This window comes from Streptomyces sp. NPDC104202 (genome assembly GCF_055584185.1).
Genome location: NZ_JBVJMN010000005.1, coordinates 88,101 through 111,706, shown reverse-complemented (window position 1 = coordinate 111,706; position 23,606 = coordinate 88,101). Strand labels below are relative to the sequence as shown.

At 71.8% G+C, this 23,606-nt stretch carries 22 protein-coding genes; 8 read left to right on the top strand and 14 right to left on the bottom strand.

Going from position 1 to position 23,606, the window contains the following annotated elements:
• Positions 1-113: 113 nt before the first annotated feature.
• Positions 114-2,234 (bottom strand): ATP-binding SpoIIE family protein phosphatase, encoded by a 2,121-nt coding sequence (locus tag ACZ60W_RS05405; RefSeq protein ID WP_469754037.1) that lies wholly within the window; start codon positions 2,232-2,234, stop codon positions 114-116.
• Between the two features lie 172 nt (positions 2,235-2,406).
• Between ACZ60W_RS05405 and aspS the strand changes: the two genes are divergently transcribed.
• A complete protein-coding gene (gene aspS, locus ACZ60W_RS05400) occupies positions 2,407-4,215 on the top strand; it encodes an aspartate--tRNA ligase (protein ID WP_469754036.1) in 1,809 nt (602 codons plus the stop codon).
• 73 nt (positions 4,216-4,288) lie between these two features.
• Here aspS and ACZ60W_RS05395 read toward each other — a convergent pair whose 3' ends face one another.
• From ACZ60W_RS05395 to ACZ60W_RS05365, 7 genes are all read right to left on the bottom strand, one after another.
• Complete coding sequence (locus ACZ60W_RS05395) at positions 4,289-4,798, bottom strand: hypothetical protein (RefSeq protein ID WP_469754035.1); 510 nt, start codon at positions 4,796-4,798, stop codon at positions 4,289-4,291.
• Positions 4,795-5,184: an SMI1/KNR4 family protein gene (locus ACZ60W_RS05390; protein WP_469754034.1), complete on the bottom strand. Its 390-nt coding sequence runs from the start codon at positions 5,182-5,184 to the stop codon at positions 4,795-4,797. The genes ACZ60W_RS05395 and ACZ60W_RS05390 overlap by 4 nt, the downstream gene beginning before the upstream one ends.
• A 33-nt stretch (positions 5,185-5,217) precedes the next feature.
• The gene (locus ACZ60W_RS05385) at positions 5,218-5,637 is read right to left on the bottom strand and encodes an Imm50 family immunity protein (protein ID WP_469754033.1); all 420 of its coding nucleotides are present in this window, start codon (positions 5,635-5,637) and stop codon (positions 5,218-5,220) included.
• Positions 5,624-6,127, bottom strand: coding sequence for an Imm50 family immunity protein (locus ACZ60W_RS05380; RefSeq protein ID WP_469754032.1), 504 nt, complete (start codon positions 6,125-6,127; stop codon positions 5,624-5,626). The genes ACZ60W_RS05385 and ACZ60W_RS05380 overlap by 14 nt, the downstream gene beginning before the upstream one ends.
• A gap of 107 nt (positions 6,128-6,234) precedes the next feature.
• Positions 6,235-6,675 (bottom strand): hypothetical protein, encoded by a 441-nt coding sequence (locus ACZ60W_RS05375; protein ID WP_469754031.1) that lies wholly within the window; start codon positions 6,673-6,675, stop codon positions 6,235-6,237.
• A 244-nt stretch (positions 6,676-6,919) separates the two neighbouring features.
• The gene (locus ACZ60W_RS05370; protein ID WP_469754030.1) at positions 6,920-7,906 is read right to left on the bottom strand and encodes a helix-turn-helix domain-containing protein; all 987 of its coding nucleotides are present in this window, start codon (positions 7,904-7,906) and stop codon (positions 6,920-6,922) included.
• 217 nt (positions 7,907-8,123) lie between these two features.
• Entirely contained in the window at positions 8,124-8,603 is a 480-nt protein-coding gene (locus ACZ60W_RS05365) for an ATP-binding protein (protein ID WP_469754029.1), read from the bottom strand.
• Positions 8,604-8,758: 155 nt separating this feature from the next.
• Here ACZ60W_RS05365 and ACZ60W_RS05360 point away from each other — a divergent pair, with 155 nt between their 5' ends.
• The 4 genes from ACZ60W_RS05360 to ACZ60W_RS05345 all read left to right on the top strand — a co-directional run bounded on the left by ACZ60W_RS05360 (position 8,759) and on the right by ACZ60W_RS05345 (position 11,055).
• On the top strand, positions 8,759-9,601 hold the full coding sequence (locus ACZ60W_RS05360; protein ID WP_469754028.1) for a helix-turn-helix domain-containing protein: 843 nt from the start codon (positions 8,759-8,761) through the stop codon (positions 9,599-9,601).
• A complete protein-coding gene (locus tag ACZ60W_RS05355) occupies positions 9,598-9,807 on the top strand; it encodes a DUF397 domain-containing protein (protein WP_469754027.1) in 210 nt (69 codons plus the stop codon). Before ACZ60W_RS05360 ends, ACZ60W_RS05355 begins: the two co-directional genes overlap by 4 nt.
• Before the next feature lie 228 nt (positions 9,808-10,035).
• The gene (locus ACZ60W_RS05350; RefSeq protein ID WP_469754026.1) at positions 10,036-10,602 is read left to right on the top strand and encodes a Uma2 family endonuclease; all 567 of its coding nucleotides are present in this window, start codon (positions 10,036-10,038) and stop codon (positions 10,600-10,602) included.
• 111 nt (positions 10,603-10,713) lie between these two features.
• Positions 10,714-11,055 carry a DoxX family protein gene (locus ACZ60W_RS05345; protein WP_469754025.1) on the top strand — a complete coding sequence of 114 codons (342 nt, stop codon included), beginning with the start codon at positions 10,714-10,716 and terminating at the stop codon, positions 11,053-11,055.
• A gap of 72 nt (positions 11,056-11,127) precedes the next feature.
• Here ACZ60W_RS05345 and metG read toward each other — a convergent pair whose 3' ends face one another.
• Positions 11,128-12,732, bottom strand: coding sequence for a methionine--tRNA ligase (gene metG, locus ACZ60W_RS05340; protein WP_469754024.1), 1,605 nt, complete (start codon positions 12,730-12,732; stop codon positions 11,128-11,130).
• Between the two features lie 90 nt (positions 12,733-12,822).
• Between metG and ACZ60W_RS05335 the strand changes: the two genes are divergently transcribed.
• Both ACZ60W_RS05335 and ACZ60W_RS05330 read left to right on the top strand, forming a co-directional pair.
• On the top strand, positions 12,823-13,479 hold the full coding sequence (locus tag ACZ60W_RS05335; protein WP_469754023.1) for a response regulator transcription factor: 657 nt from the start codon (positions 12,823-12,825) through the stop codon (positions 13,477-13,479).
• Complete coding sequence (locus ACZ60W_RS05330; RefSeq protein WP_469754022.1) at positions 13,476-14,618, top strand: sensor histidine kinase; 1,143 nt, start codon at positions 13,476-13,478, stop codon at positions 14,616-14,618. Before ACZ60W_RS05335 ends, ACZ60W_RS05330 begins: the two co-directional genes overlap by 4 nt.
• Here the strand turns inward: ACZ60W_RS05330 and ACZ60W_RS05325 are convergent.
• On the bottom strand, positions 14,585-16,234 hold the full coding sequence (locus tag ACZ60W_RS05325) for a VWA domain-containing protein (protein WP_469754021.1): 1,650 nt from the start codon (positions 16,232-16,234) through the stop codon (positions 14,585-14,587). The genes ACZ60W_RS05330 and ACZ60W_RS05325 overlap by 34 nt on opposite strands.
• Positions 16,235-16,492: 258 nt before the next feature.
• Here ACZ60W_RS05325 and ACZ60W_RS05320 point away from each other — a divergent pair, with 258 nt between their 5' ends.
• Positions 16,493-18,544 (top strand): PhoX family protein, encoded by a 2,052-nt coding sequence (locus tag ACZ60W_RS05320; protein ID WP_469754020.1) that lies wholly within the window; start codon positions 16,493-16,495, stop codon positions 18,542-18,544.
• Positions 18,545-18,571: 27 nt separating this feature from the next.
• Here the strand turns inward: ACZ60W_RS05320 and ACZ60W_RS05315 are convergent, their stop codons facing one another.
• The 4 genes from ACZ60W_RS05315 to ACZ60W_RS05300 form a co-directional block, all read right to left on the bottom strand.
• A complete protein-coding gene (locus ACZ60W_RS05315) occupies positions 18,572-19,561 on the bottom strand; it encodes a hypothetical protein (RefSeq protein ID WP_469754019.1) in 990 nt (329 codons plus the stop codon).
• 83 nt (positions 19,562-19,644) lie between these two features.
• Entirely contained in the window at positions 19,645-21,123 is a 1,479-nt protein-coding gene (locus ACZ60W_RS05310; RefSeq protein ID WP_469754018.1) for an APC family permease, read from the bottom strand.
• Between the two features lie 224 nt (positions 21,124-21,347).
• Positions 21,348-23,300, bottom strand: a complete 1,953-nt coding sequence (locus ACZ60W_RS05305; protein WP_469754017.1) for an FUSC family protein — start codon at positions 23,298-23,300, stop codon at positions 21,348-21,350.
• Positions 23,301-23,358: 58 nt separating this feature from the next.
• Positions 23,359-23,595 carry a DUF2630 family protein gene (locus ACZ60W_RS05300; RefSeq protein ID WP_469754016.1) on the bottom strand — a complete coding sequence of 79 codons (237 nt, stop codon included), beginning with the start codon at positions 23,593-23,595 and terminating at the stop codon, positions 23,359-23,361.
• Positions 23,596-23,606 lie beyond the last annotated feature (11 nt).

The window sequence follows — 23,606 nt, the reverse complement described above, 5'->3', positions numbered from 1 at the left end:
GGCGCGCTCCGTGGTCCCCCTGCGGCCGTGCCACGTCCAGTCTGCGCCGCGGCGGAGGCGACCGCCTGCCGGAGGCGACCGCCTGCCGGAAGCCCGGCAGCGCCCGCCGGGGCCTATCCGCAGCAGCCGTCGGCCGACGGCGGTTCGTTCAGCTCGAACCAGATGGCCTTGCCCTCGCCGCGCGGGTCGACGCCCCACGCGTGCGCCAGCATCTCCATGAGGACCAGACCGCGGCCGCTGGACGCCATCTCGCCGGGATGGCGCTTGTGCGGGAGCTCGTCACTGGTGTCCGAGACCTCGACCCGCAGCCGGCGGGACTTCTCGGCGCAGGCGACCTCGGCCACCAGCAGGGCGTCGCCGTCGGTGTGGACGAGCACGTTGGTCACCATCTCCGAGACCATCAGGACCGCCGAGTCGAGCTGGTCCTCGTCCGCCCAGTCGTGCAGCAGCTGCCGCAGCTGCTGGCGCGCCTCCGCGATCCGCTCCGGCTCGGCCTGGGCGATCGTCATGAGCGTCCGGCGCGGGGCCTCCACCAGCGGGCCCGCGGGATGCCGGGAGAGCAGCAGGACGGCGATGTCGTCCTCGCGGCGGTCGGCGAGCGGACCCGTGGTGTGGTGCGAGCCGGGCCCGTGGACGGCCTCCACGAGCGTGTCGGCCAGTTGCTCCAGGTCCTCGCCGTCATGGGACTCCAGCAGCGCCCTGACGCGCTCCCAGCCGGTGTCCAGGTCGTGGCCGCCGGTCTCCAGGAGGCCGTCGGTGCAGATCATGAGGGTCTCGCCGGGCTCCAGGGTGAGCCGGGTGGTGGGGTAGTCGGTGTCGGGGTCGATGCCCAGGGGCAGGCCGCCGGCCGTCGGCCGCAGCAGCACCGTCCCGTCGTTCATCCGCACCGCCGGGTCCGGGTGCCCCGCCCGTGCGATCTCCACCGTCCCCGTCTCCAGGTCCACCTCCAGGTAGAGACAGGTCGCGAACCGCGGCCCGCCGCTCGCCTCGCCGTCGTCCCCGTCGGTGATCCCGTACAGGAAGCGCGAGGCCCGGGAGAGGACCGCGTCCGGCCGGTGCCCCTCGGAGGCGTACGCCCGCAGCGCGATCCGCAGCTGACCCATGAGGCCCGCGGCCCGCACGTCGTGCCCCTGGACGTCGCCGATGACCAGGGCGATGCGCCCCGCGCCCCGCCCGCCGGAGCGGCTGGTCCCGCCGGGCAGCCGGATCATGTCGTACCAGTCGCCGCCGACCTGGAGGCCGCCGCCGGTCGGCACGTACCGGGCGGCCACCCGGATGCCCGGGATGCCCGGACCCAGGACCGGCATCATCGTCCGCTGGAGCCCCAGCGACAGTTCCCGTTCCGACTCGGCCACGCCCGCGCGTGCCAGCGCCTGCGCCAGCATCCGCGCCACCGTCGTGAGCACCGAGCGCTCGTCGGGCGTGAACGCGACCGGATGCTTGAAGGCCGCCATCCACGCGCCCATCGTCCGCCCGGCGACCACCAGCGGCACGAAGGCCCAGGACTCGCGCCCGAAGCGCTGCGCCAGCGGCCACGTCATGGGGAAGCGGCGCACGTACTCGTCCGGCGTCGGCAGATAGATCGCCCGCCCGGTCCGTACGACCTCCGCCGCCGGATAGTCCGTGCCGAGCGACATCGACGTGAAGGGCCCCTCGTCGCCCTCGCCGTGCCCGTGGTGCCCGATGACCGTCAGCCGGTCGCCCGCCACGCCGAAGACGGCGAGCCCGTCCGGCGAGAAACCGGGCATCGACAGCGAGGCCGCCACCCGCAGCACCTCCGCCGTCGACCGAGCCTCGGCGAGCGCCCGTCCCGCGTCCAGCAGGAACGCCTCGCGGGAGCGGCGCCAGTCGCCGGTGATCGGCGTCCGCGCGGCCGTGCCGGGCTGCTGTTCGGCGACCTCCTGGAGGGTGCCGACCAGCTGGTAGTCGTCACCCTCGACGAGCGGCTTCGACCTGCTCCGTACGGTCCGGATCACCCGTCCGTGCCCGTCCATGATCCGCAGCCGGGCCTCGGCGAGGGTGCCCTCGGCGACGGCCAGGTTCACCACGCCGTCGATCTCGTTCCAGTCGACCGGATGGAAACGGGACCGCACGGCCGCCTCGCTGAGCCGCACGGGCTCGGCGGGCAGCCCGAGCAGCCGGGCGGCCTCGGCGTCGAGCGAGACGATCCCGGACGCGTTGTCCCAGCGCCACAGGCCGGTCGCGATCGCGGCCAGGACGTCCTCGGTGCGCATTGCCCCACTTTATGAATATCGGACTCCAGGTCGCCACCGAGAGTATTCGAAATCCGACCGTGGCCCGGCCGGTACTCTGGGTGGGTCTGCCCTCGTGTCCTGTGACAACCGTGACAGGGGCCACAGGGGCGGCGGCCCACCACCCGAGATCCCGAAGACTGGATGAACGACGATGCATCGGTACAGGTCCCACACCTGCGGCGAGCTCCGCGCCTCTGACGTCGGCACCGACGTCCGGCTGAGCGGCTGGCTGCACAATCGGCGCGACCTGGGCGGCATCCTCTTCATCGATCTGCGCGACCACTACGGCATCACGCAGCTCGTCGCCCGCCCCGGCACCGCCGCCGCCGAGGTCCTCGACAAGCTGACCAAGGAGACCGTCGTCCGCGTGGACGGCAAGGTCGTCTCCCGCGGCGCGGAGAACGTGAACTCCGAGCTGTCGACCGGCGAGATCGAGATCGAGGCCGCCACGGTCGAGGTCCTGGGCGCCGCCAAGCAGATCCCCTTCACCATCAACGCCGACGACGGCGTCAACGAGGAGCGGCGCCTGGAGTACCGCTTCCTCGACCTGCGCCGCGAGCGCATGCACCGCAACATCATGCTGCGCTCCGCCGTCATCGCCTCCATCCGCTCCAAGATGGTGGCCCTCGGCTTCAACGAGATGGCGACCCCGATCCTCGCCGCGACCTCCCCCGAGGGCGCCCGCGACTTCGTCGTCCCCTCCCGCCTGAACCCCGGCAAGTTCTACGCGCTCCCGCAGGCGCCCCAGCAGTTCAAGCAGCTGCTGATGATCTCCGGCTTCGACCGCTACTTCCAGATCGCGCCCTGCTTCCGCGACGAGGACGCCCGCGCCGACCGCTCGCCCGGCGAGTTCTACCAGCTCGACGTCGAGATGAGCTTCGTCGAGCAGGAGGACGTCTTCCAGCCCATCGAGAAGCTCATGACCGAGCTCTTCGAGGAGTTCGGCGGCGGCCGCCACGTCACCTCCCCCTTCCCGCGGATCCCCTTCCGCGAGTCGATGCTCAAGTACGGCAACGACAAGCCCGACCTGCGCACCGACCTCGAACTCGTCGACATCTCCGACGTCTTCGAGAACTCCGAGTTCAAGGCGTTCGCCGGCAAGCACGTCCGTGCCCTCGCCGTCCCGGACACCGGCGACCAGCCGCGCAAGTTCTTCGACCAGCTCGGCGACTTCGCCGTCTCCCTCGGCGCCAAGGGCCTCGCCTGGGTCCGCGTCGGCGAGGAGAACGCCCTCACCGGCCCCATCGCCAAGTTCCTCACCGAGGAGAACGTCAAGGTCCTGACGGAGCGCCTCGGCCTGCTCCCCGGCCACGCGATCTTCTTCGGCGCCGGCGAGTTCGACGAGGTCTCCAAGATCATGGGCCCGGTCCGGGTCGAGGCCGCCAAGCGCGCCGGCCGGTTCGAGGAGAACGTCTTCCGCTTCGCGTGGATCGTCGACTTCCCGATGTACGAGCGGGACGAGGAGACCGGCAAGATCGACTTCTCGCACAATCCGTTCTCCATGCCCCAGGGCGGCCTGGAGGCCCTGGAGACCCAGGACCCGCTGGACGTCCTCGGCTGGCAGTACGACATCGTCTGCAACGGCATCGAGCTCTCCTCCGGCGCCATCCGGAACCACGAGCCCGAGATCATGTTCAAGGCGTTCGAGATCGCGGGCTACTCCCGCGAGACCGTCGAGCACGAGTTCGCCGGCATGCTCCGCGCCTTCGAGTACGGCGCCCCGCCGCACGGCGGCATCGCCCCCGGCGTCGACCGCATCGTCATGCTCCTCGCCGACGAGCCCAACATCCGCGAGACCATCGCCTTCCCGCTCAACGGCAACGCCCAGGACCTCCTCATGGGCGCCCCCACCGAGCTGGACGAGTCCCGCCTCCGCGAGCTGAACATCCAGCTCCGCAAGCCCGTCGAGAAGAAGACCACCGACATCACGGACGCCGTCCACCCGGACGCGGCGCGGTAGTCCCTCGCCCTAAGCAGCACGCAGGGCCCGGAATCCCCTCGGATTCCGGGCCCTTCGGCTTTCCGTCGACCCGTCAGCCCGGCCGGTACGGCGCCCACAGATCGAGACTCCACACGTCACCGTCGCCGACCTGGTAACCGCGCTCCTCGTCCTCGTCGTCCACGACGATCACGGAGACGTTCGAGGAAGCGGCCCGGTACTGGAGGAATCCGCCTTGGTCGGTGATCTCCAGCTCCGGGACGTCGTACGTACGGGCGAGCTCGTCGCGCAACTCCTCCCAGGAGGTGTAGCGGGGAAACTCGACGCCCGTGCCCCGTGCCCAGGCGCGCGCCAGGTCGTCGTCCGACGCGAGACGGTGCAACTGGATTGACGCGGTGGCCATGACCCACTCCGGCCCCGGCTCCGGGTTGAAAGCGAACTCGACGAGTCCGTAGTCCCGCCGCAGCCACTCCCTCCCCTCGCCGACGACGTCGACGAAGGCAAGCCGGAACGCCCGGTCGACCTCGTCGAGCGTCGAGCCGATGCGGAGGCCGTGCGGCTCTCCGCCGGTGATGAAGGAGGCGAGAAATGCGACGCCGTTCACGGCCGGTTCTCCCGTTTCGTAGATCGGTGCGGTGCGGCTCGGCCGAGCGACGCGAGACACTCTCCGTTGTCCGTGACCGCCCACGGGACGACGCGGGACCCCTCAGCCTCCAGCTCCACCGGCTTCTTCTCGAACTCCCAGAGGTCCTCCAGGTCCTCGGCCTGGTTCCTGGCCCATTCGACGAGGTCGTAGTCGTCGTTCGGGCAGCCGGGTTCGAGGACGTACAGGTAGTCGTCCCAGTTGCTTCCGCCGTAGACGCCGACGAGCTCCTTGTAGTCGCCGGGAAGCACGACACCGATCGTGCGCTCCGCCTCGTCCCAGTCCTTGGTGCGGGGCTCGCCCGGCGCTGGGGCGATGCCGAGAAGACGGGCAAGGGCATTGCTCATGGTGCACCCCTCTTCTGGGCGGATCGTCGTTGGTCAGTGCCCCTTCGCAGCAAGGTAAGGGCGTACCCGAGTCAAGCAGGACGCGGATGCCGTGAAACCGAGGTGTGACCCTGCCCCCTCAAGGGAGACCATGAGGCCGGCGTCGCCCGCGCCACGGCTCAAACCGACCGTCGCGTGGCGGGCACTGGAATCCCAACCGGCAATCCGGAGCCCTTTCACCCCCGTGAACTTCACGTAGAACTCCAGCGTGTTGTACTCCTTGTCCGCCCACGCGGTGGGCGGGTTCGAGGGTACGGCGGACGTTTCGAACCCCAACGTCACCGACGTTTCTCTTTCGTCGATCTGCACATAGAACAGCTCGCATGCACCTCCGCTCAGACTCGGAGGCGCCGCATAGATGTCGGTGATCCCCTCGGCCGATTCGATGAACGACGTCCAATCAGAGGCGTCCATGGAAAGTGTTCTCCTCTGTTGCCGGGATGGTCTCGAAGCGCAAGCCGTCGATCCTTCGAGAGAACAGATGACGATCGCCGTCACCGCCGTCGGTCGATGCCTTGAACGCGCTCAGATGCCCCACCACCACGGAGTCACTACTGGTGAACCCGAGGTCCACCCCGTCCCCTGTCACCCGCACCCGCATCCTCCGATTTTCCCCCTGAGGATCCACGGCGAAGGCGGCACCGCACACGGGCGGTTCCCACTCCGTCAGCGAGAGATCCTCCACCGCGAGGAACTGCAGGTGGCACTGGATCGTATCCACCCCGGCCTTCTCCCATTCCGGAGAAACCGATGCGGGAAACGAGGAAAGGTCCACGCGGAGAGTGACAGTCGGCCCCCTCCAGTCCACATGCAGAGAACGCAGCCGAAAGGTGTCCAGAGGCGGATCCACTCCGTAGAGGACCTTGAGGGCCTCGGAATTCACCAAGATCGAACGGGCGGTCATCGGTACAGGATCCTCCCTGCCGGACGTGGCGTGCCAAGTGGCCCGCCACTCGATGAAAGGGCCCGGAATTCCGAAGTTTTCCGGGCCCATTGCGTCCTTGCGTGCGGTCAGGTCGCCGCGGCGCGGAACCTTTCCAGCGAGGAGGCGAGGTCACGGGCTGCGCCGCTTCCGGCCGGGATCCGCGAGAGGAGATCCCTCTCCAGCTCTACTGCCGGCCGCAGCACGGACTCTGCCAGCTCGCCGGGACCGCACGTCCCCACGACCGTCCCGTTCGCCGACACCGAGACGCCCCCCTTGCGGTCACGCCGGAAGTCGAGCCGGAACGAGGAGTCGGTGCCCACGAACGAGGCTGCCTTCCTTTCCCCGGTGAGAAGAGGTCGCAGCGCGTCCAGGAGAAGCGGCACCGACAGGTAGATCATCATTCCCTGGTCGGGAACACGCCCCGCCGATCCCACCGTCCCGCTCTCCCCCTCGCACTCGATGTCCCCGAGGTCGAAGTCGCTGGCCTCCCCCTGCCCGGGGCGCACGCTGAACGTCATCCTGATCATGGTGCGTAGCTCCTCCTGGTGGGCGGCCGGGTGGCTCAGGGGGACCTTGCCGACCGGCTGCACCTCCCAGTTGGAGACACTCGGCATCGCCTCGTCAACAGAGGGGGACGTTCTCGGGCGCCGGCTCCTCGGAGACCGTCAGGCCGTGACGCTCATGCGGTGCAGCCAGGCTTCCCTCGTCGGCTCAGTCGCCCGCGCCGATTCGTCCCCGTTTTCCTTCACGGGCATGCTGCCATGCGCATGTTCACAGCAGCAACGCATGGGTGTCCGATTCTGTGCGGGTCGCGCAGGTGCCGCAGGTGCCTGGTTCGGGGGAGCGGTACGCGCGGTCGCAGAGGTCGCAGTTCTGGAGGGGGTGGGGGGTGGCGGGGCGGGTGGGGCGGAAGGGTGGGAGCGGGGGGAGCTGGGCGGTGAGGCGGTGGGCGAGGAGGGCGGCGGGGCGGTGGAGGGGCTCCGGGGGGAGCGTGGTGGTCAGGGCGCGGTGGACGGCGTCGGGAGTGAAGTCGCGCTCCAGCCAGGTGACGACGCCCGGTGCGAGGTGTTCGGCGTCTGTGGCGGAGATCAGGAGGCGGGGGTCGGTCCTGCGGAGGCCCGAGAGGACCCCGACTGCCGTCTGGATGAGGTCGGGCGTGGGGTAGGCGGGCTGCGGCACGGCCGGTAGGGCCGCCCTGCGGCGGGGTGCCTGCGCCTCGCGTTGCTCCCGCTGCTCGCGTCGGAGGGGGGCCTGCGCATCCCTTTGGTCGCGTCGGCGGGGCGGGGGCTCCTGCGTCTCCCGTCGGCGGGGCGAGGGTGGAGGTTCGGGCCTCGGGCGGGGCCCGGCGGCGGTGTGGCCGGCGGTGCGGGCGGCGCCTCGGCCGGGGCTGTTGCAGGAGATCGTGCGGGTCACGACGCGGCCCGCCGGGGTGCGTTCCCTGGCGCGCCGCACGTAGCCGTGGGCCTCCAGTTCCCGCAGGGCGGCGGAGATGCGGGTCGTGCCCTCCGGGAAGCGGCGGGCGAGGGAGCGGATGTCCACGGGTGATCCGGCCGGCAGCGACTGGATGTGCGTCGCAAGGCCGATCGCGGTCAGCGAGAGCGCCTCGTGCTGGGCGAGGTGGTTGCCGACGACCGTGAAGTGAGTGGAGTGAGGCGTGTTCTCGTGCACCACTCCGGTCGAAGTCCCCCGGGAAGGATGGTTCTTGGCCTCGTTGCGGGACGTGGCGGGCGCCTGGGCGCTAGGGTTCTGGCTATCCATCGGGAAGGTGTTCTCTTCCTTGGTGGTCAGGCCCTCGCACTGGGATGGCCGTCCCGGCGAGGGCCGACGCATGTCTGCGTTCGGCTCTGTTGGGCAGAGCGTAGATCAAACAACCCACCTCTCCGCCAGCCGAGTTGGCCTTCTTCACCCGTGTGAGTGAGAGCCCGCTTCCGGGAGGGAAAGGGTGGGGCTTGGAAGGGTTTCTTTCTCTCTCGGGTTACTTATGGAGACCGACCACGGCACCGGTGACCAGGCCCTTGGACCCCGGTGATCCGGTGACGTCGAACTCGGCCCACACCGTCTTCTGCGGTACCGGCCCGAGCCTCACGCCCCACCGGTCCGCGAGCGCCTCCACCAGCCGCATCCCGCGCCCGCCGTCGTCGTCCGGCGACGGCGTGAGGAGCCGCGGAAGTACCTCCGCCCGCGTGTCCGTCACCTCGATCCGGAGGCTCCGTGGCGACATTCCCAGCGCCAGACGGAAGTTCCTGCCCCCGACCCTGCCGTGCGTCGCCGCGTTCGCCGCCAGTTCGGCTACGACCTGAGGCGCCGCCTCGCTCACTCCGTACGGCAACTCCCTGTCCCGCAGCCACTCCACCGCCAGCAGCCGTGCGAGCCGTGCCCCACGGGGGGTGGGCGAGAGGAGGACGCCGAAGTGGCCTGGTGAGAGGGGTACTTGAGTGGTGTTCTTCTGAGTCACGTCACCGAGCGTGGCCGTGACTGGCTAGCGTCGGAAGTGACTCCACCGGTACGTAGGGTGACTGTCCGGCGCTTGTCCACCGCTGTCCGGACTGTCCGAACCCTTGCGACGGGTAGGGGCGTCGCGGCCGGACAGGACAGACGGAGAGGTGCGCCATGTCGGTGGAGGAGCCCAGCTGGGAGGTGGACCCGGACGACGACTGGGGTGTCGCCGTCATCGCCACCGTGGGACGGCAGTTGAGGCTGCGGAGGGAGGCGGTGGGCATGCGGGCCGCCGACTTCGCCGTCGCGGTCGGCTACGGCGAGGACATGGTCTACAAGATCGAGGGCGGGAAGCGGATTCCCCGTCCCGAGTTCCTGGACAGGTCGGACGCGGTGCTGGAGGCGAACGGGCTGATCTCGGCCATGAAGGAGGACGTGGCCAAGGTCCGCTACCCGAAGAAGGTGCGGGATCTGGCAGGGGTCGAGGAGAGAGCCGTTGAGATCGGCGTATACGTCTGCAACAGCATCAGTGGGTTGTTGCAGACGCCGGAACACGCTCGTGTCGTATTCGAGTCGCGGCAGCCTCCCTACCCCCGGGACGAAGTGGAGCGGCTGGTGGCCGCTCGGATGGCCAGGCAGTCAATCTTCGAACGGGATCCGGCGCCGTCGCTCGGCTTCGTCCTGGAAGAGGCGCTGCTGCGGCGGCCGCTCGGAGGCACACTGGTGTGGCGAGGTCAGCTCGAACATTTGCTGGAGGTGGGCCGGTTGCGCCATGTCGCTCTCCAGGTGATGCCTACGCACGTAGAGGTCCATCCCGGTCTGGACGGCAAGATCGAGCTGCTGAAGTTCGCGGATGGTACGGCGACGGGTCGCTCCGACGGAGCGTTCAACGGTCGACCTGTCATGGATCCGAGGCAGGTGCGGATCATTGAGCTGCGGTATGGCACCATCCGGGCTCAGGCTCTCCCGCCCCGGGAGTCACTGGCCTTCATTGAGACACTGCTGGGAGAGACATGATCCGCAAGTCCTCTGCCGGGGACGCTGCCGAACTGGTCTGGTTCAAGAGCAGCTACAGCGACGGTAACGAGGGTGACTCCTGCGTGGAGGTCGCCACCACTCCCGGCACCGTCCACGTCCGCGACTCCAAGGACGTCACCGGGCCGCAGTTCGCCGTCTCCGCCGGATGCTGGGCCGGGTTCGTCGCCTACGCGACCGGCGGCTGATCCCCCCTCCCGTCCATGGCAGGTCAAAGGTGCACGTGGGCGGGAACACCGCCGGGCGGCTCCGCGTCGGACGGCCGTGTCACCCCCAGGGGTGAAGGCCGAGGATTTCCCGCTGCGCCGGCTGTGGCATATGCCAGCGTGGCTTTCATGGCGACAGCGACGAACCCGGTCCCGCGGACCGGGGAGCACGTACCGTGGGAGGCACCACCGATCCGGGAGGAGTCTGCCGTGAGCGTTCTGACTCAGGAGGGGTTCGAGGAACTCGCCCGTCTCGGCGAGCGGGTGGACGAGTCCCTGCGCCTTGAGTTCATCGACGGCAGGATCGAGGAGAAGGCGTTGCCGGACGGCGACCACGGGCGGATCATCGAGTGGCTCACGCGCCTGTGCATTCAGGTCGACGCCGGCTGGTGGCTCTACCCCGATCAAGGGCTGCGGATCGAGAAGTACCGCAAGGGCAACGCTCGTCCCGACGGTTGTCTCGCGCCCAGTGACACCTTCGTGGGCCAGGGCGATTGGGCCGCTCCCGACGGCGTTCTCATGACGGTCGAAGTCACCTCCGGCGACTCGGACACCGGGCGGCGCGACCGTGTCGAGAAGCCGCGTGCCTACGCCGAGACCGGCATCCCCGTGTACCTGCTGATCGACAGGACCGCGGGCGAGGTCAAGGTCCACTCGCAGCCGGACGGGGAGCGGTACGAGATGGTCGTGACCGTGCCCTTCGGCAAGACGGTCACGTTGCCGGAGCCGGTGGGGATGGAGCTCGACACGGAGCCGCTGAAGAACTGGGTCGGCTGAGGGTCCCGCACCGGTGGTCACACTTCCCGGCCCCGCTCCGTCAGTGGGGTGTCCGGCCCGGTCGGGGCGGACACGGAGCAGGCCGAGGGAGCCGAAGAGATGGTCGCCGAGATGTCCACCACCGCCGTAGTCGTCACCGCTGTCGCCGCGTTCATGGCCGGGTTCTCGGGGGCGTCGATCTTCTTCAGGGCGAAGTTCGTGGTCGAGCCGCTCGCCGAGTACGGGGTGCCGCGCTCGTGGTGGAACTGGCTGGGGGCGGCCAAGGCGGCCGGGGCCGTCGGGCTCGTCGTCGGGTTCTGGGTCCCGGTGATCGGCGTCCTGGCCGCGATCGGGCTGGTCCTCTACTTCGCCGGCGCCGTGATCACGGTGCTGCGGGCCAAGGCGTACGGGCACGCGGCCTTCCCGCTGATCTACATGGCGCCGGCCGCCGCGGCCCTCGCCCTGACCTGGTGACCTGGGAGGACGACGAGAAGGCCGCCGCCCCGAGCACCGGGGCGGCGGCCTTCGCCGTACGACGGACGGACGTCAGTCCTTCTTCTCCTCCAGGCGCGGGAAGAGCACCGCGCCCTTCGTCACCGTGGCGCCCGCGGGGAGCTGACCCCACGTGGCGGCGTCCTGGACCGGCTGGGCGGCCAGGGCGCCCAGGGACGCCTCGGCGCCGAGGGAGTCCCAGAGGGCCTGGGAGGTCTCGGGCATGATCGAGTTGAGCAGGACCGCGACGGCGCGGAGGGACTCGGCGGCCGTGTAGAGGATGGTCGCCAGGCGCGCCTTGCCCGCCTCCGACTCGTCCTTCGCGACCTTCCACGGCTCCTGCTCCGTGATGTAGCCGTTGACCTGCTTCACGAAGTCGAAGATCGCCAGGATGCCGCCCTGGAAGTCCAGCTCCTCGCCGATCTTCGCGTCGGCGGTCGCGACGGCCTTCGCCAGGCCCTCGTGGATCGCCTTCTCCGCGTCGCCGTCGGCCGTGGAGGCCGGCAGCGCGCCGCCGAAGTACTTGCCGACCATCGCCGCCACGCGCGAGGCGAGGTTGCCGTAGTCGTTGGCCAGCTCGGAGGTGTAGCGGGCGGAGAAGTCCTCCCACGAGAACGAGCCGTCGCTGCCGAACGCGATGGCGCGCAGGAAGTACCAGCGGTACGCGTCCACGCCGAAGTGCGAGGTCAGGTCCTGCGGCTTGATGCCCGTCAGGTTCGACTTCGACATCTTCTCGCCGCCGACCATCAGCCAGCCGTTGGCCGCGACCCGGCCGGGGACCGGCAGGCCCTGCGCCATCAGCATCGCCGGCCAGATCACCGCGTGGAAGCGCAGGATGTCCTTGCCGACCAGATGCACGTTCGCCGGGAAGGTCTCGTCGAACTTCGCCGGGTTCTCGTTGTAGCCGACGGCCGTCGCGTAGTTCAGCAGCGCGTCGACCCACACGTAGATGACGTGCTTGTCGTCCCACGGGATCGGGATGCCCCAGTCGAACGTCGAGCGCGAGATGGAGAGGTCCTGCAGGCCCTGCTTGACGAAGTTCACGACCTCGTTGCGGGCCGACTCCGGCTGGATGAAGCCCGGGTTCGCCTCGTAGAACTCCAGCAGCTTCGGGCCGTACTCGCTCAGCTTGAAGAAGTAGTTCTCCTCCTTGAGGATCTCCACCGGCTTCTTGTGGATCGGGCACAGCTTCGTGCCGTCCTCGGCCTCGATGAGGTCGCCGGGGAGCTTGTACTCCTCACAGCCCACGCAGTACGGGCCTTCGTACCCGCCCTTGTAGATCTCGTCCTTGTCGAACAGGTCCTGGACGAACTCCTGCACGCGGTCCGTGTGACGCTTCTGCGTGGTGCGGATGAAGTCGTCGTTCGCGATGTCCAGGTGCTCCCAGAGGGGCTTCCACGCCTCCTCCACGAGCTTGTCGCACCATGCCTGGGGCGTGACGTCGTTCGCCTCGGCCGTGCGCATGATCTTCTGACCGTGCTCGTCCGTGCCGGTGAGGAACCACACCTTCTCGCCGCGCTGACGGTGCCAGCGCGTGAGCACGTCGCCTGCGACGGTCGTGTAGGCGTGGCCCAGGTGAGGAGCGTCGTTGACGTAGTAGATGGGGGTCGTGACGTAGTACGCCTTCGTCCCCTGCTTCTCGGATCCAGTGGCCGCCATGGCCGAAATCCTAACGGGCCGACGAAGCTCCCTTCACATCGATAAACCCCCGCCACCGGGGCCGGGGGCGACGCGGGGAGGATGGAGTCCATGCGTGTACTCGTAGCCGAGGACGAGCGGGACCTCGCCGCCCTCCTCGCCACCGGCCTGCGGCGGGCCGGCTTCGCCGTCGACACCGCCCACGACGGCCACGACGCCCTGGAACGGCTCGCCCTCCACGCGTACGACGTCCTCGTCCTCGACCGCGACCTGCCCCGCGTCCACGGCGACGACGTCGCCCGGCGGCTCGTCGCCGCCGGCGCCCCCGTCCGGATCCTCATGCTCACCGCCGCCACCGCCGTCGAGGACCGCGTCCGCGGACTCGACCTCGGCGCCGACGACTACCTCGGCAAGCCCTTCGAGTTCCCCGAGCTCGTCTCCCGCGTCCGGGCCCTGCGCCGCCGGGCCGCCCGCCCCCCGCTCCCCCCGCTCCTCGCCCGGGACGGCCTGCTCGTGGACACCGTCCGCCGGACCGCCACCCGCGACGGACGGGACCTCGACCTCACCCCCAAGGAGTTCTCCGTCCTCCAGATCCTCCTGGAGGCCGACGGCGCCGTCGTCTCCGCCGAGGAGCTCCTCGAACGCGCCTGGGACGCCCACGCCGACCCCTTCACCGGCGCCGTCCGCGTCTGCATGAGCAAGCTGCGCGCCAAACTCGGCGAGCCGGGACCCGTCCGGACCGTCCAGGGCGTCGGGTACGTCCTGTGAACGGCGGCGTCCTCGGCCCCGGGTCCACCATCCGCACCCGGATCGCCCTCGTCTACGGAGGCGTCTTCCTGGTCCTCGGAGCCGTCCTGCTCCTCCTGGTGAACGTGCTGGTCAGAGCCGGGACCCACGGCGAGGCCGACGCGATCGTCGCCCGGGCGGACGCCGTCGCCGTCGTCCGGGCCGACCGGCTCGGCGACGACATCAGCCGGGCCGCCGGCGAACAGATGCTCATGTGGTCGGCCCTCTCCCTGCTCGTCGTCGCCTGCGGCGCCGTCGTCGTCGGCTGGTGGACCGCCGGGCGCGTCCTGCGGCCCGTCCACGAGATGACCGCCCGCGCACGGAGGCTCTCCGCGCACACCCACCACGTGGGCGTCCCCCCGGACGGACCCTGGGGAAGGCTCGCCGTCCGCGGCCCCGACGACGAACTCAAGGAACTCGGCGACACCCTCGACGCGCTCCTCGACCGCCTGGAGAGCGCCTTCGACAGCCGCCGCCTGTTCGTCGCCAACGCCTCCCACGAACTGCGCACCCCGCTCGCCACCCAGCGCGCCGCGATCCAGATCGGACTCGACGACACCTGCGAGGTCCGCGAGCTCCTCCTCGACACCAACCGCCGCAGCGAACGCCTCCTCGACGGACTGCTGCTCCTCGCCCGCGGCGAGGGCGGCCTGCCGGAACGGGAGGACGTGTCCCTCGGGGACGTCGTCATCGAGGAGCACCCCGACGCGCGCGTGGTCGCCGGGGGCGGGACGGTCCGGGGGAACCGGGTCCTGCTCGGCCTGCTCGTCCGCAACCTCGTCGCGAACGCCGTCACCCACAACGTGCCCGGCGGCCTCGTCGACGTCCGCGTCGAGGCCGGCGTCCTCACCGTGCTCAACACCGGGCCCGTCGTCCGCGCCGCCGACGTCGAGGGCCTCTTCGAACCCTTCCGGCGCGGCGGGGGCCGGGACCGGACCGGCCCCGGCGCCGGCCTCGGGCTCTCCATCGTCCGCTCGATCGCCGCCGCCCACGACGGCGCCGTCACCGCCGTCGCACGGCACGCGGACGACGGCGGCGGCCTCGTGGTGACGGTGACCCTGCCGGTCGCCGCCACCACCTCCGGCGGTCAGAGCTCCAGGCCGGCCAGCAGTCCGCGGTAGAAGGCGGCGTGCGCCGTCTCCACCGGGGTCACGCCCGCGAAGTGCACCCCGGTGCCCGGCGTGCCGTCGAGCTTGCGCAGGAAGTCGAACGCCTTGTTCTCCTCCTCGCCCCAGACCACGAAACGCCACCGCAGCGGCCGGTCCGCCGCCTCGGCCAGCGCCTGCGCCGCCGCCGTCTTCGACTCCGGCGCGCCGTCCGTCTGGAAGACCACCACGGCCGGGCGGGCCGGGTCGCCCTTCTCGTGGTGGGCCAGGACCTCCTCCACCGCGCGGTGGTAGTTCGTCCGGCCCAGACGGCCGAGCGTCCCGTTGATCTCCTCGACGCGGGACGGCGTCAGCCCGGCAGGGGTCAGCTCGACCGTGCCGTCGATGTCCGTCGAGAAGAACACGGTCGTCACCGACGCGTCCTCGTCGAGGTGCGCCGCCAGCGCCACCGTCTGCTCGGCCAGCCGCTGCACCGAGCCGTCCTTGAAGTACCCGCGCATCGAACCGGACCGGTCCACCACCAGGTACACCGCGGCCCGCGCCCCGGCCAGCCCCTCCTTCTTCAGGGCCGCCCCCGCCGCCCTGTACGCCTCCGCCAGGTGCGGCGCCGCCGCCTTCACCCTGGCCGCGGTGACCGCGGGCCTGCCCTCCGGCACCCCGGCGCCGGCCTCAGCCGGCACCTCCTCGGCGGTGCCCGCGTCGTCCGCGACGGCCGCCTCGACGGCGACGGCCGCCACCGGCTCCTCGTCACCCTCGCCCGTGCCCGCGTCGTCCGCGACGACGGCCTCGGTCACGTCGGCGGTCTCGGCGGTCGCGAGGGCCTCGTCGGTCTCCGGCCGGGCGGCGTCGGCGTCCGCGTCGGCTTCTGCGGCGACGACCGGCTCGGCGGCGTCGGCCTCGGTCTCGTCCGTCGGCTCCGCCGGGCTCGCGACCTCGGCGGCGACGGTCGGCTCGACGGCCTCGTCGGCCGCGGCCGGCTCCTCGGCGTCGCCCGTCGGCTCCGGTTCGCCCGGGGTCCCGCCGGCCGGTGCGGCGTCCGCGGCCGGCTGCTCCGCTGCCTCGTCGGCCCCCGGCTCGGTCACCTCGGCGACGACGACCGGCTCCTCGGTCACGGCGCCGGCCGGGGCTTCGGCGACGGCCGGCTGCTCCGCGGCCTCGTCGGCCTCCGGCTCGGTCTCGGTCGCGCCGGCGGCCGGCTCGGCGTCGGCCGTCGGCCCGGCGGCCTCGGCCGTGACCTCGGCCACGAGCGGCTCGTCCGCGACGGCGGCAGTCGGCTCCTCGGCGTCGGCGGCCGTCGGCTCCGGCTCGGTCGCCTCGGGGGCGACCGCCTCGGTCGCGGCCTGCTCCAGCTCCTCGGTGGCGTCGGCGGCCACCGGCTCCGGCTCCGCGGCGGGCGCGGGGACGGCCGCGGGCCCGGTCACGGCCGGGTCGGCCGGGGCCGTGCGGGCCTTGGGGACCTGGGGGTTGTCGAAAGCCTCGGCGACCAGTTCGTCGGCTTTGCGACGAGCGGCGTCCTCGGGGGTGTCGGGGGACGTGGAGGAGGTCTCACGCGTCTGGGGCGGGACGGAGGTTGCCGGTGTTTCCTCGCGGTCCCGGCCGAACACCTTGCGCAGCATGCTCCGAATACCCATGGGCGAACCCTTTCGCATGAGTGGGGGTGCAGTGTGAATGTCCGTACTGGGCGTTTCGGGACGTTCATCCCTGGCCAGGGCGGACACGTAAGGTTAGCGGCCCCCCTCCGCCTCCCCGATGACCCGGTCGCCCCCGGTTGCCGCGCATTCATTCGGCGTTCACACGGCGGCCGTCCCGGTGCCGAGGTGCGCACATAGCGTCGCCGCCGAAGGAATCCCGACAGCTTGTCGGCGCAGTGTGCGCCGGAGGAGGACGAAGTGCGCAAACTGCTGCCGCTGCTGAGCACGAACCCCCACGGAGGCGGCCGTTCCGCTCTCACCTGCCGTTACCGGTGCGGTGACGCCTGCTTCCACGAGGTGCCGAACACCAGCGACAACGCCTACGTCGGCGACGTCATAGCCGGGGTGCTGTCGCGCCGTTCGGCGCTGCGCGCCGCCGCGGTCGTGACCGTGGCGTCGGCCGCGGGCGGGGCCGTGGCCCTGGGCAACGCCCCCGCCGCGGAGGCGAAGCCGCAGTGGCCGGGCAAGCCGCAGCCGGTCGACGGCGCCCGCGGCCTGCGCTTCGCGCCCGTCGCGCCGAACACCGCGGACCGGGTGACGGTCCCGGAGGGGTACGCGCAGAACGTGGTGATCCGCTGGGGCGAGCCGATCCTGCGCGGCGCGCCGGCGTTCGACTCGGAGAAGCAGACGGCGAAGGCGCAGGCCGGCCAGTTCGGATACAACAACGACTTCCTGTCGCTGCTGCCGCTGCACGGCGAGCACGGACGCCAGGTGCTCGTGGCGAACCACGAGTACACCGACGAGGTGCTGATGTTCCGCGGCTACGACGCCGCGAACCCGACCCGCGAGCAGGTGGAGATCGCCTGGGCGGCGCACGGCCTGTCGGTCGTGGTCGTGCAGGAGGAGCACCGCACCGGGAAGCTCACCCCGGTCACCCGCCACCACCTGAACCGCCGTCTGCACACGACGAGCGAGTTCCGGGTGACCGGCCCCGCGGCCGGCAGCGCCCTGCTGAGGACCTCCGCCGACCCGACGGGCCGCAAGGTCCTGGGCACGCTGAACAACTGCGCCGGCGGCACCACCCCGTGGGGCACGACGCTGCACGGCGAGGAGAACTTCAACCAGTACTTCGCCAACGGCAGCTCGGCGACCGACAAGCGGTACGGGGTCGGCACCGGGGCCACCGAGCGCAAGTGGGAGCGGTTCGACAAGCGCTTCGACCTCCGGCAGGAGCCGAACGAGGTCCACCGTTTCGGCTGGGTCGTCGAGCTCGACCCGTACGACCCCGAGTCGACGCCCCGCAAGCGCACCGCCCTCGGCCGCTTCAAGCACGAGGCCGCGCAGCCCCGGCTCACCGAGGACGGCCGTCCGGTCGTCTACATGGGCGACGACGAGCGCTTCGACTACTTCTACAAGTTCGTGTCGAGCAAGCGCATGAAGAAGGGTTCCTCGCGGGCGGCCCGCGAGCACAACCTGACGCTGCTGGACGAGGGCACGCTGTACGTCGCGAAGCTGACCGGCGACTCGCCGGCCGCCGAGATCGACGGCACGGGGAAGCTCCCGAACGACGGGGAGTTCGACGGTTCCGGCGTGTGGATCCCGCTGGCCACCGGCGACGTGTCGCACGTGCCGGGCATGACGGCCGAGGAGGTGTACGTCTTCACGCGCCTCGCCGGTGACAAGGTCGGCGCCACCAAGATGGACCGTCCCGAGGACGTCGAGCCGTCGCCGCGCAGCGGCCGGGTGTACGTGGCCCTGACCAACAACACCGACCGCGGCAAGGCCGGCAAGGCTGCGGCGGACGAGGCGAACCCGCGCAACCTCAACAAGCACGGGCAGATCCTCGAACTCGCCGAGCACTGGGACGACCCGTCGAGCGACGGCTTCGCCTGGCGGCTGTTCCTCGTGGCGGGCGACCCGAACGACCCGTCGACCTACTTCGCCGGTTTCCCGAAGGAGAAGGTCTCCCCGATCTCCTGCCCGGACAACGTGGCCTTCGACCCGCACGGCAACCTGTGGATCTCCACGGACGGCAACCAGCTCGGCTCGCACGACGGCCTGTTCGGCGTGGCGACGCGCGGTGAGCGGCGCGGTGAGCTCAAGCAGTTCCTGACCGTGCCGAGGGGCGCCGAGACCTGCGGTCCGATCGTCCAGGACCGCCGGGTCCTGGTCGCCGTCCAGCACCCGGGCGAGATCGACGGCGCGTCCGTCGAGAAGCCCGCCTCGGTGTGGCCGGACGGGCCCGGGAAGATCGTCCGTCCCTCGGTCGTCTCGGTCTGGCGGGTGGACGGCCGCGACATCGGCGTCTGATGCCGGAGGGGCCCGGGGGCGGGCGCGTCACGCCACCCCCAGGCCCTCCCTGAACCGAACGAACTGCTCCTCCGGGTCGCCCGTGTACGCCCAGGGCACCCAGGCGGCCCGGGTGCCGAGCATGCCCAGCAGCTCCCGGGCGATCTCCACCTGGCCCGCGTAGCAGGCGGCGTGGGCCAGGAAGTTGAGGTCGGCGACCTCCTCGGGGGCCACCGGCCGTTCCGGGTCGCGGCCGCCGATCCAGCGGGCGTGCGTGCGGCGCAGCTCGGTCACCGCCAGTTCGTGCTTCCAGTGCTGGTCGAAGCCGCGGACCGGGCCGCGGCCGAGCGCCCCGTCGGCGATGTACCGGTACTCCTCGACGCGGGCCACCTGCACGAGGACCGGCAGCGGGGAGCCGGGCGGGGCGACGCCCGCGGCGTCGCGGGCGAAGTCGTACATGCTGCCGTGGGTGCCGTGCCACCGCGCCGACCAGTACCGCAGCACCTGGATGTGGCCCTCGGTGTTGTACGGGTCGCGCCGCCGCAACTCGTCGAACCAGTGGCGCAGTTCGCGGCGGGGCACGCCGCCCTCGTAGAGCCGGGCCACCGACAGCAGCGAGACCCACGGCATGGGGTCGGCGGGGGCGGCCTCGGCGGCGCCCCGGCAGGCGTCGACGGCGGCGTCGACGCGGCCCCGTTCGACGGCGGCGCCCCGGCCCGCGGCGATGGCCGCGTCGAAGACGCGCACCACCTCGGTCGCGGCGCGCAGCACGGCGGCGTCGGGGTTGCCGGGTTCGGCGGCCCGCCAGGTCTCGACGGTGGAGCTGCCGGCGGCGGCGTGCGAGAGCAGGCGCAGCCGGTGGGTGCGGCGCGCCCAGTCCGTCCCGGTGGCGGCGAGCAGGTTCCGTACGCCCTGCCAGCGGCCGATGACGATGTCGTGGCGCGCCTCGGTCAGCGCGCGGTCCCCGAAGTCCGGGTCGAAGTCGGGCGCGAAGCGCTCCTGGCGCGACGGTCGCACGGAGCGGCGGCGTACGGCCATCGGGGGCCTCCTTCGGGTTCGGCTGCCGTCAGAAGTCGGGGGTGCCGGGGCCGGCGGCTGGTGTCCCGCGGGCCGGCGGCCGGTCAGAAGTCGGTCGCGTAGCTCTTCTCGTGGTCGCCGGTGCGGGCGCGGGGCGTCGCCGGGCCGGAGTCGCGGGTGGCGGCGAGGGCGCGGACGGCGTCGAGGCGGGCGGGGCGGTAGTAGTCGCTGCCCTTGCGCCAGTAGACGACGAGCGGGACGACGCCCAGGAGCAGTCCGCCGAGGCCGATGGCGAGGGCGGTGGTGGAGAGTTCGCCGAGGGACTCGACGAAGGCCCACAGCATGAACCCGGAGCCGAGCAGCGGCCACACCCCGCCGAGGAGCAGGTTCCGGACGGACCGCAGCAGCAGCGACTTGTAGGCGACGGCGGCGGCGATGCCGGCGAGGCCGTAGTAGAAGGCGATCTGGAGACCGATCGCGGCGACGGCGTCGCGGAGGATGCGCTGGACGGAGCCGGCGGCCGCGGCGGCGCCGAACATCAGGAGGGCGGCGGCACCGACGGCGACGATCGCGACCCAGGGGGTGTTCCAGCGGCGGTGCACGGCGCCGAGCGCGGCGGGCAGGGTCCGGTCGCGGCCCATCGCGAAGAGGGAGCGGGTGACCTGGAGGAGGGTGGTCTCCAGGGTGGCGACGGTCGACAGGATGACGGCGACGACGAGGAGCTTGCCGCCGACGCCGGGCCAGATCTCCTGGCCGAGGACGGCGAGGACGTTGGGTCCGGCGGTGCGGATCTCCTCGGCGCTCAGCAGCACGTTGACGGCGACGGTGAACGCCTCGAAGAGGACGAAGACGAAGCCGACGCCGACGAGGGCGGCGAGACCGGCGGTGCGGCGGCTGTTCCGGGTCTCCTCGCTGAGGTTGCTGGTGACGTCCCAGCCCCAGTAGTAGAAGGCGGCGATCAGCGCGCCGGCGGCGAAGCCCTCGGGGCCGTCGAAGCGGGCGAGGCCGAACCACGACCAGTCGAAGGCGGTGGCCCGGCCGCGGTGGGCGACGGCGGCGAGGACGAAGCCGACCAGGATCAGCATCTCGACGCCGGACATGACCAGCTGCGCCCGGACGGTGAGCCGGGCGCCGCCGAGGACGACGAGCAGCATCAGCAGGAACCAGCCGGCGCCGACGGCGGCCGCGAGCGGGGTGTTCGCGGCGAGGCCGGGGTCGATCAGGGAGAGCGTGAGGGAGCCGGCCGGCAGGGAGCCGGCGACCATGAAGACGGTGGCGGCGAAGACGAGGGCCCAGCCGGACAGGAAGCCGAGGAACGGGTGGAGGGTGCGGCCCACCCAGGAGTATCCGGCGCCCGCGTTGACGTCGATCCGGCCGAGGCGGGCGTAGGCGAGGACGATGCCGAGCATGGGTATCGCGCAGTAGAGCAGGGCCGCGGGGCCGGCGTAGCCGACGGCGCCGAAGAGGACGGCGGTCGTCGCGGCGAGGGAGTACGCCGGGGCACTGCCGGCGACGGCCATGACGATGGTGTCGAAGGTGCCGAGGACATTGGGCTGGAGCCCTCTGTTCGTGGTGGTGCGCATGGCGGGACCTCGGGAACGCGGGGGGTGAGGCGGGGCGTGTGCGGCGGTGCGGAGCGGGGGCGGGGCGAAGTGGCCCGTGGGCCGCGCCGGTTGCCGGGGGCGGGTGCGGATCACGGTGAATTCGAGCGCATCGTAGTCGCCCGGGTGGATTCCGGTAACGGCGGCGGGGAAGGTTCCGTTCCGTGACCGCCGGTAAGTTCTCCCGTGCGCCCCCTCGGTGAGGTTTACCGCAGGTCGGGCCCGGCGATGGCCCGGGCGGCGCGCACCTCCTGGCGGAGCGGTTCGAGGACTCCGCTCTCGTCTCCGGGGAGCTCCGAGCGGACCTCCACGAGGGTCTCGGAGGCCCGCAGTCCGTCCGCGAGCTCGCGCAACTCCCGCTCCACGGCGCTGACCTCGGCGGCCTCGGGGGCCGGCGCCCCGTGGTCCACGCGGATGCGGGCCGCGGTCGTCGCGTCCACGATCCGCTCGACCGCCACGACCAGCGGCCACCAGGCGGCGGCCCGGGTGCCGGTGGGCGGCGGTTCGGTGAGCGCGCGCTGGAACTCGGAGCGGACGGACGACAGGTCCCGGTAGAGCTTGCGCCGCGCCCGGTGGCGCCCGGCCCGGTCGCCCTCGCCGCCGAAGGCCCGCGCCACGTAGGCGGCGGTGTCGGCGACGGCGTCCGCGAGCTTGTCCCCGATGCGGGTGTGCCAGGACTCGGGCCACAGCAGGTAGCCGGCGACCAGGGCGATCCCGCAGCCGATGAGCGAGTCGTACAGCCGCGGCATGACCAGGTGGAAGCCCTGGTGGTTGAGGGTGTCGGAGAGCAGCAGGATGACCGGGGTGATGGCCGCGGTCTGGAAGGCGTACCCCTTCGCGGAGAAGGCCGGGATCAAGGCGGCGAGGACGATCATCACGGGCACGTCCCACCAGCCGCGCGGCACCTCGGAGAGGACGAACGCGGCGAGGACGAGCCCGGCGGCGGTGCCGGCGGCGCGGAGCACGGCCCGGGAGAACACCGAGCCGAAGTCGGGCTTCATGACGAAGGTGACGGTGAGCGCCACCCAGTACGAGCGGGGCACCGCGATCAGCGACACGAGGGCCTGCGCGAGGCCGATGCAGAGGGCCAGCCGCAGGCCGTACCGCCAGGACGCCTCGGAGAACAGCACGGCGCGGGCGGTCCTGCGGACCCGGACGCGGAGCGCGGCGGGCCGTCCGAGCCGGTCGTCCACGTTGTACGGGTCGGGGTCGGTCTTGTGGACGACGGCCGCCGCGTGACGCAGGGCGTGGTCCACGGCCTTCTCGGCGGGCCGCTCGGGCACCGGGAGGTCGAGGTCGGCGGCGCCGGTGCGCCCGTCCTCGACGGCGTCGGCCAGTTCCCTGACGGCCGCCGGGACCGCCGGGGGCAGCGGTCCGATCAGCCGGGCGCGCAGGTGGGCGGCGGGGGCGGCCTCCAGGAGCGGGATGAGGACGTTGAGCTGGGAGAGCAGCCTGACCAGGTGGGCCGCGCGGCCGTGCTGGCGGGCCCGGCGGGCCAGGACCAGGTCGTAGGACTGGTTGAGGGAGGCGGTGACGTCCTGCCGCCGCTCGTCGTACGCGGGGGTTCCGGTGGCCTCGTACAGCGCGGCGAGGGAGCGGTAGGTCGCGGCGACCGCGGCGCGTTCGGGGGCGGCACGGCGCAGGGGCCAGCCGAGGAGGGTGAGGACGAGGACGAACAGGCCGCCGAGGGTGAGCAGCAGCGGCGCCTTCCACCAGGGGCCCGGCATCGGGAGGCCCGCGCCGACCACGCAGTTGAGCAGGAGCAGCAGTCCGGACACGGAGGCGACGGCGCCGATCGACGAGATCATCCCGGAGACGAGCGCGACGAGGGTGAGCACGCCGACGGCGACCCAGCCGTGGCCGAAGACGAGGGTTCCCAGGGTCACGCCGAGCGCGCCGAAGAGCTGGGGCACCGCGATGTTGAAGATCCGCATCCGGTAGGCGTCGGCGGTGTCCCCGATGACCCCGGACAGGGCGCCCATGGAGACCAGCGCGCCGTACGCGGGCTGCCCGGCGGCCAGTCCCACGGCCAGGGGGGCGGAGAGGGCGACGGAGGAGCGGACGACGGCGGCCCACGGGACGGGCGTCGGGGCGGGCTTCAGCCCGGCGGTGAGCCAGGCGGGCGGGGTGAGCCGTACGGACCGGTCGGGGCGTGCCATGCGCCCAACGTACTGGGCCGCGGCGGCCCGTCAGGCGTGGTCGCGGGCCGGGCGGGGCTCAGTTCCGGTACGACTCGACCTCGGAGGCGGGGCGCAGCGCGGCGGTGTCCGGGTCCTCGCCGAACTCGGCCTTGGCGCGGCGCTGCCGCAGCAGGTCCCAGCACTGGTCGAGGCGCACCTCCAGGTCGGCGAGGCGGGCGCGTTCCTCGGGGAGGAGACCGCCCGTGCGCCGGCGCAGGGTGCGTTCCTCCTCGACGAGGGCGCCGATGTCGTCCAGGATGTCCTCGTTGTCCATGCCTTCCAGCG

What these genes read in the sequence shown, in the direction of transcription:
- ACZ60W_RS05345 (WP_469754025.1), top strand. Translation starts at nt 10,714, where the DNA reads ATGTCCACCACCGCCGTAGTCGTCACCGCTGTCGCCGCGTTCATGGCC.
- ACZ60W_RS05305 (WP_469754017.1), bottom strand. Translation starts at nt 23,300, where the DNA reads ATGGCACGCCCCGACCGGTCCGTACGGCTCACCCCGCCCGCCTGGCTC.
- ACZ60W_RS05380 (WP_469754032.1), bottom strand. Translation starts at nt 6,127, where the DNA reads ATGACCGCCCGTTCGATCTTGGTGAATTCCGAGGCCCTCAAGGTCCTC.
- ACZ60W_RS05300 (WP_469754016.1), bottom strand. Translation starts at nt 23,595, where the DNA reads ATGGACAACGAGGACATCCTGGACGACATCGGCGCCCTCGTCGAGGAG.
- ACZ60W_RS05355 (WP_469754027.1), top strand. Translation starts at nt 9,598, where the DNA reads ATGATCCGCAAGTCCTCTGCCGGGGACGCTGCCGAACTGGTCTGGTTC.
- ACZ60W_RS05390 (WP_469754034.1), bottom strand. Translation starts at nt 5,184, where the DNA reads ATGAGCAATGCCCTTGCCCGTCTTCTCGGCATCGCCCCAGCGCCGGGC.
- ACZ60W_RS05375 (WP_469754031.1), bottom strand. Translation starts at nt 6,675, where the DNA reads ATGATCAGGATGACGTTCAGCGTGCGCCCCGGGCAGGGGGAGGCCAGC.
- metG (WP_469754024.1), bottom strand. Translation starts at nt 12,732, where the DNA reads ATGGCGGCCACTGGATCCGAGAAGCAGGGGACGAAGGCGTACTACGTC.
- ACZ60W_RS05370 (WP_469754030.1), bottom strand. Translation starts at nt 7,906, where the DNA reads ATGGATAGCCAGAACCCTAGCGCCCAGGCGCCCGCCACGTCCCGCAAC.
- ACZ60W_RS05310 (WP_469754018.1), bottom strand. Translation starts at nt 21,123, where the DNA reads ATGCGCACCACCACGAACAGAGGGCTCCAGCCCAATGTCCTCGGCACC.
- ACZ60W_RS05335 (WP_469754023.1), top strand. Translation starts at nt 12,823, where the DNA reads ATGCGTGTACTCGTAGCCGAGGACGAGCGGGACCTCGCCGCCCTCCTC.
- ACZ60W_RS05385 (WP_469754033.1), bottom strand. Translation starts at nt 5,637, where the DNA reads ATGGACGCCTCTGATTGGACGTCGTTCATCGAATCGGCCGAGGGGATC.
- ACZ60W_RS05360 (WP_469754028.1), top strand. Translation starts at nt 8,759, where the DNA reads ATGTCGGTGGAGGAGCCCAGCTGGGAGGTGGACCCGGACGACGACTGG.
- ACZ60W_RS05325 (WP_469754021.1), bottom strand. Translation starts at nt 16,234, where the DNA reads ATGGGTATTCGGAGCATGCTGCGCAAGGTGTTCGGCCGGGACCGCGAG.
- ACZ60W_RS05315 (WP_469754019.1), bottom strand. Translation starts at nt 19,561, where the DNA reads ATGGCCGTACGCCGCCGCTCCGTGCGACCGTCGCGCCAGGAGCGCTTC.
- aspS (WP_469754036.1), top strand. Translation starts at nt 2,407, where the DNA reads ATGCATCGGTACAGGTCCCACACCTGCGGCGAGCTCCGCGCCTCTGAC.
- ACZ60W_RS05405 (WP_469754037.1), bottom strand. Translation starts at nt 2,234, where the DNA reads ATGCGCACCGAGGACGTCCTGGCCGCGATCGCGACCGGCCTGTGGCGC.